Source organism: Streptomyces sp. NPDC054883, from assembly GCF_053610645.1.
Genome location: NZ_JBSGYT010000019.1, coordinates 39372 through 51526, shown reverse-complemented (window position 1 = coordinate 51526; position 12155 = coordinate 39372). Strand labels below are relative to the sequence as shown.

At 75.5% G+C, this 12155-nt stretch carries 13 protein-coding genes; 3 read left to right on the top strand and 10 right to left on the bottom strand.

Annotated features, from left to right (window positions below):
* Positions 1-36 precede the first annotated feature (36 nt).
* Positions 37-1389 carry a M64 family metallopeptidase gene (locus tag ACWGH1_RS16490; RefSeq protein ID WP_453354388.1) on the top strand — a complete coding sequence of 451 codons (1353 nt, stop codon included), beginning with the start codon at positions 37-39 and terminating at the stop codon, positions 1387-1389.
* 12 nt (positions 1390-1401) lie between these two features.
* Here ACWGH1_RS16490 and ACWGH1_RS16485 read toward each other — a convergent pair whose 3' ends face one another.
* The 4 genes from ACWGH1_RS16485 to ACWGH1_RS16470 all read right to left on the bottom strand — a co-directional run bounded on the left by ACWGH1_RS16485 (position 1402) and on the right by ACWGH1_RS16470 (position 3875).
* Positions 1402-2559: a serine hydrolase domain-containing protein gene (locus ACWGH1_RS16485; RefSeq protein WP_453354387.1), complete on the bottom strand. Its 1158-nt coding sequence runs from the start codon at positions 2557-2559 to the stop codon at positions 1402-1404.
* A 172-nt stretch (positions 2560-2731) separates the two neighbouring features.
* Complete coding sequence (locus ACWGH1_RS16480; RefSeq protein WP_453357601.1) at positions 2732-3241, bottom strand: mycothiol transferase; 510 nt, start codon at positions 3239-3241, stop codon at positions 2732-2734.
* Between the two features lie 13 nt (positions 3242-3254).
* Positions 3255-3446, bottom strand: coding sequence for a DUF6381 family protein (locus ACWGH1_RS16475; RefSeq protein WP_453357600.1), 192 nt, complete (start codon positions 3444-3446; stop codon positions 3255-3257).
* A 111-nt stretch (positions 3447-3557) separates the two neighbouring features.
* Complete coding sequence (locus ACWGH1_RS16470) at positions 3558-3875, bottom strand: hypothetical protein (RefSeq protein ID WP_453357599.1); 318 nt, start codon at positions 3873-3875, stop codon at positions 3558-3560.
* 183 nt (positions 3876-4058) lie between these two features.
* Here ACWGH1_RS16470 and ACWGH1_RS16465 point away from each other — a divergent pair, with 183 nt between their 5' ends.
* On the top strand, positions 4059-5135 hold the full coding sequence (locus tag ACWGH1_RS16465) for a hypothetical protein (protein WP_453408752.1): 1077 nt from the start codon (positions 4059-4061) through the stop codon (positions 5133-5135).
* 64 nt (positions 5136-5199) lie between these two features.
* On the opposite strand, the gene ACWGH1_RS16460 is transcribed toward ACWGH1_RS16465, so the two are convergent.
* Genes ACWGH1_RS16460 through ACWGH1_RS16450 form a run of 3 tightly spaced genes read right to left on the bottom strand, consistent with a single transcriptional unit; the run spans position 5200 to position 7839 of the window.
* Positions 5200-6228, bottom strand: a complete 1029-nt coding sequence (locus ACWGH1_RS16460; protein ID WP_453408751.1) for an NAD(P)/FAD-dependent oxidoreductase — start codon at positions 6226-6228, stop codon at positions 5200-5202.
* Entirely contained in the window at positions 6225-6764 is a 540-nt protein-coding gene (locus ACWGH1_RS16455; RefSeq protein ID WP_453357303.1) for an isoprenylcysteine carboxyl methyltransferase family protein, read from the bottom strand. The genes ACWGH1_RS16460 and ACWGH1_RS16455 overlap by 4 nt, the downstream gene beginning before the upstream one ends.
* 13 nt (positions 6765-6777) lie before the next feature.
* Positions 6778-7839, bottom strand: a complete 1062-nt coding sequence (locus tag ACWGH1_RS16450) for a type III polyketide synthase (RefSeq protein WP_453408750.1) — start codon at positions 7837-7839, stop codon at positions 6778-6780.
* Positions 7840-7946: 107 nt separating this feature from the next.
* Between ACWGH1_RS16450 and ACWGH1_RS16445 the strand changes: the two genes are divergently transcribed.
* Positions 7947-8816 carry a UbiA family prenyltransferase gene (locus ACWGH1_RS16445; protein WP_453408749.1) on the top strand — a complete coding sequence of 290 codons (870 nt, stop codon included), beginning with the start codon at positions 7947-7949 and terminating at the stop codon, positions 8814-8816.
* A 9-nt stretch (positions 8817-8825) separates the two neighbouring features.
* Here ACWGH1_RS16445 and ACWGH1_RS16440 read toward each other — a convergent pair whose 3' ends face one another.
* The 3 genes from ACWGH1_RS16440 to ACWGH1_RS16430 all read right to left on the bottom strand — a co-directional run bounded on the left by ACWGH1_RS16440 (position 8826) and on the right by ACWGH1_RS16430 (position 12143).
* Positions 8826-10187: an NAD(P)/FAD-dependent oxidoreductase gene (locus ACWGH1_RS16440; RefSeq protein WP_453408748.1), complete on the bottom strand. Its 1362-nt coding sequence runs from the start codon at positions 10185-10187 to the stop codon at positions 8826-8828.
* A gap of 92 nt (positions 10188-10279) precedes the next feature.
* On the bottom strand, positions 10280-11338 hold the full coding sequence (locus ACWGH1_RS16435) for a PHP domain-containing protein (protein ID WP_453355885.1): 1059 nt from the start codon (positions 11336-11338) through the stop codon (positions 10280-10282).
* 55 nt (positions 11339-11393) lie between these two features.
* On the bottom strand, positions 11394-12143 hold the full coding sequence (locus ACWGH1_RS16430) for a VOC family protein (protein WP_453355888.1): 750 nt from the start codon (positions 12141-12143) through the stop codon (positions 11394-11396).
* Between the last annotated feature and the right edge of the window lie 12 nt (positions 12144-12155).

The window sequence follows — 12155 nt, the reverse complement described above, 5'->3', positions numbered from 1 at the left end:
TTATCTTATTGTTTATGTTCCTCGGGGAGGGACTTCATGGGGTCACCCGTCCGCTCGACCGTCCGCCTGGCCGTCGCGGCCCTCGGGGCGAGCGCCGTTCTCCTGGCCGCCGTACCCGCCGCAGCGGCGGCCCCGCCGCCCGGCCCGCCGGCGTCGCACCGGGTGGAGGTCGAGGTGCCGGGGCCCGAACAGGGCGGCGAAGCCGGATCCGGCCACGTCCGCGTCCCGGCCGCCGGCCGCGGCACGGCGCCGCCCGGGCTCTCCGCCGCCGAACGCGAGGCCGACGGGGAGGTCACCAAGACGGTCGACAACGGGCCCACCGCCGACCGTCTCGACGTCGTCGTCATCGGTGACGGCTACACCGCCGCCGAACTGGGGAAGTTCCACGCCGACGCCCGGCAGAAGTGGGCCGAGGTCACGGCCGTCGAGCCGTACGCGACCTACCGCAGCCTGTTCAACGTCTGGACCGTCGACGCCGTCTCCCGCGAGTCCGGCGTCTCCGGCGACCCGGACGCCGCCACCACCCGCGACACGGCCCTCGGCTCCTACTTCTGGTGCGAGGGCATCGAACGGCTGCTGTGCGTGGACCAGCCCAAGGTGGACGCGTACGTGGCGAAGGCACCCGCCGCCGATCTGGTCATCGTCCTGTCCAACAGCACCAAGTACGGCGGGGCCGGCTACAACGAGCCCAGCCCCGGCCTCGGCTACGAGGGCATCTCGACCGCCTCCGCGGGCAACCCGAAGTCCGGCCAGGTGGCCATCCACGAGACCGGTCACTCGCTCGGCAAGCTCGCCGACGAGTACTTCTACCCCGACACCCCCGGCTACGAGCAGTACACCGGCCCCGAGCCCGCAGAGTCGAACACCTCCACCCTCACTGCCGACCGCATGCGCGACGCCCGCGCCAAGTGGTACCGGTGGCTCGGCGAACCCTCCCCCGACGGCGGCACGGTGGGCGCCTACGAAGGCGGCGGATACTACGTCACCGGCCTCTACCGGCCCACCGACAACTCGATCATGCGGGTGCTCGGCAAGCCGTTCAGCCTCCCCGGCGTCGAGGCGATGATCGCTGGCTTCCACCGGCACGCCCATACCCTCACCCCGCTCACCCCCACCGGCCGTACCCTGCGCCCGCGCGACCGGGCGAAGGTCTCCGTCGCGCGCCTCGCCGCCCCCGACGGCCGTCAGCTCGTGGTCCGCTGGTACCTGGACGGCCACGAGCTGAAACGATTCGCCGGGCGGACCGACGTACGGGTGGGGGAGCTGCCCCTCTCCGGCTGGAAGGCCCGCAAGCTGACGGTCACCACCGAGGACGGGACGTCTTCGGTGCGCGACCCGCAGATCTCCGCGAGCCTGCGCACCACGGTCGGCTGGAACGTCCGGCGCTGACCGGGGGTCCGGTCAGGACCCGGCCGCGTACCGCCAGAACTCCTGCATCAGGGCGGGCGAGGCCGGGCCGCCCAGTTCCCGCTGGGTGAGCAGGACCGTGACGGAGCCGGTGGCCGGGACGATGTGCGACGCCGTCCCGGTGCCGCCGATCCATCCGTAACGCCCGGGCTGGTTCCAGAGGTTCCGGCGCGCCACGTCCACGCTGCCGCCGAACCCCCAGCCCTGGCCCTCCAGGAAGAGCGCGCCACCGGCCCGCTGGGCGGGGGTCAGCCAGTCGCTGGTCATCTGCCGGACCGACTCGGCGGAGAGCAGGCGGCGCCCGTCGGCCAACCCGCCGGCGAGCAGCATCCGGCCGAAGGAGCAGAGGTCGTCCGCCGTCGAAACCAGCCCGCCCGCAGCGGAGGGGAAGGCCGGCATCCGGCTCCACTGCCCGTCGGGGGCGTCCACCGGCTCCAGTGCGTCTGCGCCGCCTTGGCCGCCGCCCCGGTAGTACCCGGTGAACCGGCCCAGGTCGGCCGCCGGGACGGCGAATCCCGTGTCCCGCATCCCGAGCGGCTCGAAGATCCGCTCCGCGAGGAACTCGGGCAACGGCTGCCCGGCGACGCGGGCGATCAGCACGCCGAGGATGTCGGAGCACGTGTTGTAGAGCCAGGCCTCACCCGGCTGGTACAGCAGCGGGATCCGGGCCAGAGTCTTCATCCACGCGTCCGGCTCCGCGATCAGCCGGGGCTGCGGGGGACCCTGCTTGAGCTCGGTGAACAGCGCCCGCACCGCGGGCAGCGTGAAGTCCTGGGGAAATCCGTACCCCGCCCGGGACGTCAGCAGGTGCTCCACCGTGATCGGCCGCTCGGCCGGCACGACGTCGTCCACCGGGCTCGACGGCGTACGGACGACCACGGGCGAGGCGAGTTCCGGCAGCCGGTCGCGGACCGGTTCGTCGAGGGCGAGCCGGCCCTCCTCGACCAGCGTCATCGCCGCCGCGGCCGCGACCGGCTTGGTCAGCGAGGCCACCCGGAAGATCGTGTCCCGGGCCATGGGCGCGAAGCCGCCGATCCCGGCCGAGCCGACGGCCGCCACCTCGATCCGGTCGCCGTGGGCCACCAAGCCCACCGCCCCCGGCAGGTATCCGCTGCTCACGTGCGGTGCCAGGATCTCGCGCAGGCTGGTCATGACTCCACCTTCCCGAAGGCTGCGACGGGCGTACGTCCGGCAGCGGACGGCCCCTTGGAATCAAGACCGCCGCGCCGGCCCGGATTCATCGGCGCGCCGCCCACGACGTGCCCGGGGAGGACGCCGCGCGCCGCCCGGACCGCGGCCCGGGCGGCGCGGGATCCCGGCACCGCTACCGGCGCTCCAGCACGCCCCGGGCGAAAGCCGCCTGGCCGGCGTGCTGGAGGTCGTCGGTCAGCACGCTCACCAGCCGCACCCCCAGGGTGACCGGCGGATCCCAGCGCTCGTCGACCACCCGGCCCAGGTCGGCGGCCCCCAGGCCCCGGACGAACCGCAGGGTCTGCTCGTGCACGGCGTCGAAGTAGCCGAGCAACAGCTCGCCCGAATCGACCCGGACCTTCCCGGCCTCCCGCGCCGTGTGGCCGTAGCCGGTGGCGTCGGCCGGCAGCGGCAGCGCGAACCGTTCCGCCCAGCCCCGGGCGTGCCACACCTGCTCCAGCCCGGCCGCGTCCGCCACGTGGTCGTCCTGCACCCGGGTCAGGTGCCAGACCAGCCACGCGACGGAGTTCGCCGCCGGGTCGACCCGCGCGTTGAGTTCCTCGGCCGAGAGCCCGTCCAGCACCTCGTGCACCACCTCGCGGACCCGTCCGTAGGCGTCGGCCAGTACCTCCGTTGCCTTCACGGCGCCCCGTCCGCTACCGCGGGTCCATGCCGGGGTCGTCCATGACGCGGCTCTCCATCTCGCTCTGCTCCTGGAGCCGGCGGGCCTTGTCCTCCAGCCGCTTGCGCTCCTGGGGGTCGTCGGACCGCGCCGCCGCCGTCCTCATCTCCTGGGCCTTCTCGCGCAACTGCCGCGACCGGCCACCGGATCCGCCTGCAACGCTCATGATCTGCTCCTTGGCTCAGTGGTGGAGAGCGGGCGGAACCAGGGAACCAGCAGCGCGGCGCGCACGCATCTCGAAGCCCCGTCCGGCCCGCGGCCCGCCACCGCGGGTGGGCTACTCGCCGGCGATCCCCGTGATCACGGGATCGCCCAGCGGGGCGGCCCCGGGATCCAGCCCGGCGCCGTGCAGCGCCGACGACGCCAGGTCCCGCGCCTTGTCGACCGCCGACGCGGTGTCGGACGCCTCCACCTCCACGTGGAGGCTGAACGCGGAGGAGCCGGAGTAGAACGACAGGATGTCCAGGTCCTCCGCCACCCCCAGCTCGGTGCCCCGCGGATCCGCCGGCCGCAGCGCGCCCACCAGCCGCGCCCGGGCCTCGGGGGTGAGCTCGGTCAGCAGGGTGCCGGGGATGGTGACGAGATAGACAGTCATGCAAGACCGCTTGCCCCGAGGCGGCCCGGGAAATCACCGGCGCCGCGCCACCCCCCGTTTGCCCGCCCCGAATGGCGCAGTGCCCGCATGTGCCGCTCAATGCAACCAAGCGTGCGATTCCCATGACGCACGATGACCGGCGTGCGATGTGTAGACCCCGTGCGTCGGCGAACGGAGCTTTCCATGAATGACCGCAACACCCGCGCGGCGGCACGGTACGACGACCGCGACGGCATCCCCGAACCCCTCCAGGACCGCGCCCCCGCCGCCGAGGAGCGGGCCGCGGAAGCCGGCAGTGCCGGGCGCCCCCCGTCCACCGGGCCGGCCGGTGAACCGCCGGAGTCCGTACGGACCCTGCTGGACACGGCGGCCACCTGCCGGCCGGTCGAGGAGGTCACCGCCCTGGTCGGCCTCCTGAAGGAGACCGGTCTGCTGTCCCGGTCCGGGCAGGAGGCGTTGGCCGCGGCCGCCGTGACGCGTTCCGTCGACGACGTCCGGCACATGGTCGCCCTGCTGGGCGAGCCGCCCGACGGAGAGGTGGAGGCCGGCATCACGCTGCGCGCCGCCGCCCTCGGCCGGCCCATCGAGGACGTGGCCCTCCTGGCCAGGTCGCTCGGCGCCGGCTCCGACCAGCCCCCGGAACCCGCCGCCGACGCCACCGAACCGCCCACCGGTGAACCGCCTCCCGGCGGGCCCAGCGCCCCCGAGCCGCCCGCCGCCCGGGCACCCGGCGCCGACGACGGCGGGGCCGGGGGCCCGGGCGGCGGCCTCCCCGCGGATCCGGCCACGGCGCAGCGCCCCGAGCAGGCCCCCGCGCCGCCTGCCCCCGGCCGCGAGCCCGGCCCGGCCCGGCGCGGCGTCCTGCACCACGTGCTGCGCTGGCCCGCGGCCGCCGTACTGCTGCTGTGCGGGGTCATGCACCTGCCCGGCAACCTGGCCGCCCTGCCGGCCGTGGACCCGATCGGCTACCTGCCCACGGCCGTCTCGGTGCTCTGTCTGGGGCTGGGCGTGCTGCTGGCGGTGTGGGACACCCAGGCGGTGTGGCGGGCCGCGGCGGTCGCCACGCTCGCGGTCGTCGCGCTGCACCTGGCGGGCGGGATCGCCGTGTTCGACCCGCTGGCGGGAGCCCTGGGCGGCCCCCACGCCTGGGCGGGCGTCATCACCGTCCTGTGCGCCGGCGCGGGTTCCGTGCTCGCCGGACTGGCCCTGACCTACGGCTCCCGGCGGGCCGCGGTGGCCGAGGAGGGCGACGGCGCCTGACCTCCCGGACCGGCCCCACCGCGGGGGCCCGGGCGGCGAGCCGCCGCCCGGGCCCCGCGGTCCGTCAGGCGAGCAGGTTGACCGCCCGCGTGAACACCCCGGGCAGCCGCGCGGCGGCCGGCACGATCCGCCCGGCCAGCCAGGGCCGCCCGCGCGCCCACAACAGGGACCCGGTCAGCGCGCGGTAGCTCCGCGACACCTCCCGCCAGGCCCGCTCGTACTCCTGCGGCCGTCCCGCCCGTACGCACCGTACGAGTTCCCCCGCTGCCGCCAGCGCCAGCGTGAGGCCCTCCCCGGTCAGTGCGTCGACGTACCCCGCGGCGTCCCCGACGAACAGCACCCGCCCCGCCACCCTGGCGCGGGAGCGCTGGCGCAGCGGCCCCGCGCCACGCACCGCGTCACCCGGCCCGGGCGGCGGCAGCCGGGCCGACAGCAGCGGGAACCGGGCCAGTTGCTCCTCGAACGGGGCCTGCTCGCAGGTCAGCACCGCCACCCCGATCCGGCGCGGCCCGAGCGGCGTCACGTACGCCTCGCACCGCGCCGCCCAGTGCACCTCCACCAGGTCGCTCCACGGCGCCACCGCGTAGTGGCGGCGCAGACCGTAGCGGGCCGGCCGCCGCGGCGCGGGCGGCGCCGACAGTCCCAGCGCGCGCCGGACCGGCGAGTGGAGGCCGTCCGCCGCCACCAGGTACCGGGCGGTCAAGCCCGCCGCCCCGACCCGGTGCTCGTCCTGGCGGACCTCCGCCACCCGCCGTGCGACCACCCGTACACCGAGGTCCGCGGCCCGCGCCGCGAGCGCCGCCTGGAGGTCCGTCCGCCGTACCCCGCGCCCGGGCCCGTCCCGGAACAGCCCCTCCGCCCGCTGCCCGTTCACCCCGTCGACGTAGCGGATGCCGTGGAAGGCGCGGCCCGTGACCGGGACGCCCAGTTCCGCCAGCCGGCGCACGGCGCCCGGCATCAGCCCCTCGCCGCAGGCCTTGTCGATCGGGGTCGGGCGCGGCTCGGCGACCACGACCTCCAGCCCGGCCAGGGCGCCCTGGATGGCGGTCGCCAGCCCGGCCGGACCGCCGCCAGCCACGAGCAGGTCGATCACGGCGCGGCGCCCACGAGGCCGCCGCCGGTACGGGCGGCCGCCAGCGCGGAATCCTCGCAGCGGATCCGCACCCGCAGCAGCAGCGCGTTCAGTACGCAGAAACCGGCCGCCGTCGCCCAGGCGCAGTGGACCAGCGGCAGCGCGAACCCTTCCACCACCACCGCCAGGTAGTTGGGGTGGCGCAGCAGCCGGTAGGGCCCGGCCGAGACCGGCGCCAGCCCGGGCACGACCAGCACCCGGGTGTTCCACCGCGGGCCGAGCGCGGCGATGCACCGCCAGCGCAGCCCCTGCGCGGCCAGGGCCAGGACGAGCGCCGGCCAGCCGAGCAGCGGCAGGAACGGCCGTCCCGCCGCCCACGGTTCGACGGCGCATCCGGCCAGCAGCGCCGTGTGCAGGGCCACCATGGCCGGGTAGTGGCCGCGGCCGTACTCCCGGGCGCCGCGCGCCAGGCTCCAGGCCGCGTTGCGGCGGGCCACGGCGAGTTCGGCGAGGCGCTCGGCCGCCACGAGGGCGAGGAGCAGCAGGTACCAGGTCATCGGCATGAGGGCGTCACCAGCGCAGGAGGACGAGTTCGGAGGCGAAGCCCGGACCGAAGGCGATCATCAGCCCGACCGAGCCCGGCGGTGGCGGGCCGGCGCTCTGGAGCCCGCCGAGGATGTGCAGCACGGAGGCGGAGGAGAGGTTCCCCGCCATCGCCAGCGAACGCCGGCTGGCGGCGAGTGCCGAGTCGGCGAGCCCCAGGGCTTCCCCGAGGGCGTCGAGGATCTTCGGGCCGCCCGGATGGCAGATCCAGGCGGCCACGTCGGCCGGCTTGAGGTCGTGCCCGGCGAGGAAGGCCTCGACCTCCTCGGCGACGTGCAGCCTGATCAGCCCGGGCAGTTCCCGGCCCATCACCATGCGGAAGCCCCAGTGGCCGATGTCCCAGCCGAGCAGGGACTCGGTCCCCGGGTAGAGGCGGCTGCGCGCGTCCACCACCGTGGGCCCGGCGGCGCTCCCGTAGCGCGGATGGCCGGGGCCCACCGCCAGCAGCGCCCCCGCCCCGTCCCCGAAGAGCGCCCCGGCCACCAGGTTCGCCATCGAGGTGTCGGCGGGCTGGAGGGTGAGCGAGCACAGCTCCGTGGAGAGCAGCAGCGCGGCGTGCCCCGGCCGGCCCGTGAGGTGGTCGTGCAGGTGGCCGAGGCCGGCGGCGCCCGCCGCGCAGCCCAGCCCGAACAGCGGCAGCCGCCGTACGTCGGGCCGCAGACCGGTGCGGGCGGCCAGCCGCGCCTCCAGCGAGGGGGTGGCGAGCCCGGTCACCGTCGTCGACATGACCAGGTCCACGTCCCGCGCGGCGAGGGAGCCGTCGGCGAGGGCGTCCCGGACCGCGCGGGCACCGAGGTCCAGCGCCGACTCCACGAACAGGGCGTTGGTGGTCCCGAAGTCGTTCCCGCGGCCGTACCGCTCCAGCGGGAGCGCCAGATGGCGGCGGTCGACCCGCACCGAGGCGTGCACCCGGCGCAGCAGGCCGCGGTCGGACCCCGGCGGCAGGCAGCGGGCGAGCGCCTCGGTGATCTCCGACTGCCGGTAGGCGTGGGGCGGGAACACGCTGCTCACTGCCAGGACACGTGTCATCGCCCCAACATAGGCAAGAAGCGGCATTTTTCACTGAACCGTACGAACCGGGCGTGCCGCGGCCCGTCCGGCCCGCGGCCCGGGGGCGCGGCCCTTAGCGTGGAGCCGTGCCCGTCACCCGCGAGACCGCGCCGCCCGGGGAAACCGCCGCCCGCCCCGGCCCCGGGACCGTCGCCGCCGCGCTGCTCGCCGCCTGCCACCCGCTCCCGGCGGCCGCCGTCACCCTCTTCACCGCCGTGCTGGCCGCGGCCGCCGGACGCGGACCCGCCGGCTGTGCGGCCTCGGCCGGTGCCGTCGCGCTCGGCCAGCTCTCGGTGGGGTGGTGCAACGACCGGGCCGACCTGCGGCGCGACCGGCTCACGGGCCGGCCGGACAAGCCCTTGGCGGTCGGGGCGGTGCGGCCGACGACGGTCAGCGCCGCCGCGACCGCGGCGCTGGCGCTGTGCGCGGTGCTCTCCCTGGCCTCGGGGTGGCTCGCGGGCACCGTGCACCTGTGTGCGGTGGCGGCCGCCTGGGCGTACAACCTGTGGCTCAAGAGCACCCTCGCGTCCTGGATCCCGTACGCCCTCGCCTTCGGCCTACTCCCGGCCTTCGTCACGCTCGGCCTCCCGGGGCGGCAGTGGCCGCCGCTGTGGCTCGGCGCGGCCGCCGCACTGCTCGGCGTCGGCGCCCACTTCGCCAACGTGCTGCCCGACATCGCGGACGACCTGGCCACCGGCGTGACCGGGCTCCCGCAACGGCTCGGCGCCCGCCGCTCGGCCGCGCTGGCCGCCCTCCTCGTACTCGGCTCGGCCGCCGCCCTGGTCGTCGGACCGCCGGGGCCGGTGACCCCGCTCCGGTGGGGGCTGCTCGCCCTGACGGCGGCCGTGCTCCTCGCCACCGGCCGGGGCCGCGGCCCCGTCCCGTTCCTCGGCACGCTCGCGGTCGCGGCCGCCGACGTCGTCCTGCTCCTGGCCCGCGGCGCGGGCAGCCTGTGAATCTCCGGCTCAGCTCCGCGCGTGCAGTGCCGCGGTGTGCTCGCGGACCTGTTCCGGCGTCAGGTAGGAGTCGGTGTGTTCGAAGTCCCGCAGCGTGGCGGGCCGCTGGGCGAGGAAGCCGGTACGGACGAAGTCGTCCCCCGCGACGGCGTTGAGCAGCCAGTTCGTCAGCACCCGGGTCTTGGCCACATTGGTCCGCAGCGCCGACCAGTGGTAGCCGCGCGCCACCGCCTGCGCCGGCAGGCCCCGCAGTTCCACGCCGAGCGGCTTGGAGACCGCGTCCCGCCCGCCGAGGTCCACCACCAGGCCGAGGTCCTTGTGCACGTACGGGCGCGGCGCCTCGCCCCGCAGCGTCGCGATGACGCTCTCGGCGGCGGCCCGCCCCTGCCGCATGGCGTGCTGCGCCGTCGGCGGGCACAGCGCCTCCCCGCCCCTCGCCAGGTCCGGTACGGCGGCCGCGTCCCCGAGGGCGAACACCCCGTCGGCGCCCGGCACCGTCAGGTCCGGGCGCACCACCAGCCGGCCCTTGAGGGTCTCCGTGTCGAGCGTGCCCACCAGTGGGCTGGCGGCCACCCCCGCCGTCCAGATCAGCGTCCGGCTCGGCAGCACCCGGCCGTCGGTGAGCGTCACCTTCTCGGCGTCCACCTCGGCCACCGACACGCCGAGCGACACCTCGATGCCGCGCCGGCGCAGGATGTCGAGGGCGGTCCTGCCGAGCTTGTCGCCCAGCTCCGGCATCAGCTTGGGGGCCAGGTCCACCAGGTGCCACTTGATCCGGCGCGGGTCGAGCCGGGGGTAGCGGCCCGCCGCGTTGCAGGTCAGGCGCTGGAGGCAGGCGGCCGTCTCGGTGCCCGCGTAACCGCCGCCGACCACCACGAACTGCAGCCGCGCCGTACGCTCCGCCTCGTCCTGGCTGGCGTCGGCCAGGTCGAGCTGCGCGATCACGTGGTCGCGCAAGTACGCCGCTTCGGCGAGGGTCTTCATGCCCCGGGCGTACTCGCCCAGCCCGGGGATGTCGAACGAACGGGTGACGCTGCCCGGCGCCAGGACCAGCAGGTCGTAGGCCTGGTCGACGGTCTCGCCGGTAATCTTGCGGATCACGCAGACCTTGGCCTTCGGGTCCACGCCGATCGCCCCGCCCGGGATGATCCGGGTGCGGTGCTTGCTGCTGCGCCGCAGCGAGACGGCGACGGACTGCGGGGTCAGCACCCCGGCCGCCACCTGAGGCAGCAACGGCAGGTAGAGCTGGTACGAGAACGGTGTGACCAGTGAGATCTCGGCCTCGGCGGGGGACAGCCGGCGCTCCAGCCGCCGTACGCACTCCACCCCGGCGAAGCCGGCGCCCACTACGAGAATCCTCGATCGCGACACGGTGTAGGTCCCTTCGCAAGAGGTCGGTTGCTGTGTCCGGTACGTCTGCCCCGTCGCCGCCGGGCATGAACCCCCGGACGCCCGTTACACGCCTACGAGACGGCTTCGGACCGCCGCAAGGGCGGCCGCCGGGTGCGGGTCCAGGCGAGCAGGTCGTCCGCCGGCCAGGTGTTGACCACCCGGTCCGCCGTCACCCCGCACTCCACCGCCCGCTCGCAGCCCAGCAGCTGCCAGTCCAGCTGTCCGGGGGCGTGCGCGTCCGTGTCGACGGCGAAGAGGGTTCCGCAGGCCACGGCCAGCCGCAAGAGCCGCCGCGGCGGGTCCAGCCGCTCCGGCCTGCTGTTGATCTCCACGGCCGTGCCGGACTCCGCGCACGCCTCGAACACCGCGGTCGCGTCGAACTCCGACTCCGGACGGGTCCTTCCCGTCAGCAGCCGCCCGGTGCAGTGCCCCAGGACGTCCAGCAGCGGATTGCGCACCGCCGCGAGCATCCTGCGGGTCATGGCCGGGGCGTCCATGCGCAGCTTCGAGTGGACGGAGCCCACCACCAGGTCGAGCCGGTCCAGCAGCTCCGGGTCCTGGTCGAGCGACCCGTCGAGCAGGATGTCGCACTCGATGCCGGTGAGCAGCCGGAACGGCGCCCACCGCGCGTTCAGCTCCGCCACCACGTCCAGCTGCTCGCGCAACCGCTCCGACGAGAGCCCCCGGGCCACCTTCAAACTCGGCGAGTGGTCCGTCAGGACGGCCCACTCGTGGCCCAGCTCGGCGGCGGTCCGGCCCATGGCCTCGATGGGACTGCCGCCGTCGGACCACTCGGAGTGCAGGTGGCAGTCACCGCGCAGCGCCGCCCGCAGCGCACGGGCGGCCTCGGTGGCGGGCGGTCCCTCGGGGTGCGCCGCGACCTCGTCCTCCAGCTTGCGCAGGTAGCCCGGGATCTCCCCGGCGACCGCCTCCCGTACCACTTGGGCGGTCTTGGGCCCCAGCCCCTTCACGGCCTCCAGGGAACCGGCCGCCGCCCGCTGGGCCACCTCTTCCGGGCCGAGCCGTTCGACCACGCCCGCCGCCGTGCGGAAGGCCTGCACCCGGTAGGTCGGGGCCCGGCCGCGCTCCAGCAGGAAGGCGATGCGGTTCAGCGCCGCCACCGGGTCCATCGCGCACCTCCTGTGCCCAGTGTGACAAGGGACGGCGCGCCGGGCACATCGGAGATCACAGCTCCAGCGGCGTCGACAGGGACGTCGTGAGGGTGAACAGGGCCCCGTCCGGATCGCGCAGCGCCACCCACCGCTCCCGGGCGTTGGAGGTGACGTCCGAGACGGTGCGGCCGCCGAGCGAGACGGCCGCCTCGATGGCCGGCTCCAGCCGCGGCACCCTGAAGTGCACGTGCCAGCGGGGCCGGCTGTGCGGGCTGTACGAGGCCGCCTCAACGGGCCCGCTGTTCAGCCTGGCGACGGGCTCCCCGTCGTGCCGCAGCACCACCTGGTCCTCCTCGTAGGAGACCTCGCAGCAGCCCGGCCGGCCGGTGGCCCACTCCAGCACCTCCCCGTAGAACAGGGCCGCGTCGAACGCGTTGCGGGTCCGCAGCTCCAGCCACGCCGGGGCCGGACCGCGGCCCACCCGCCAGTCGGAGGGCACCGGGCCCTCCCAGATCCCGAACACCGCGCCGTCCACATCGGCCGCCAGCGCGCCGCGGCCGCCGATGGGGAAGGAGACCGGCCCCACGGCGACGGTGCCGCTGCGCTCCCTGATCCGGCTCACCGCCACGTCCGCGTCGTCCACCGCGAAGTACGGGGTCCAGGCCACCGCCACCGCCAGGTCCACGGCGAGGGCACCGATGCCGGCCACCGGCACCCCGTCGACCCGGGCCACGGAGAAACCCTCACCGAGGCGCGTGCGCCGGAAGCTCCAGCCCACCACTGCCGCGTAGAACCGCTGGGAGGCCTCCAGGTCGCGGGCCATCAAGCTGACCCA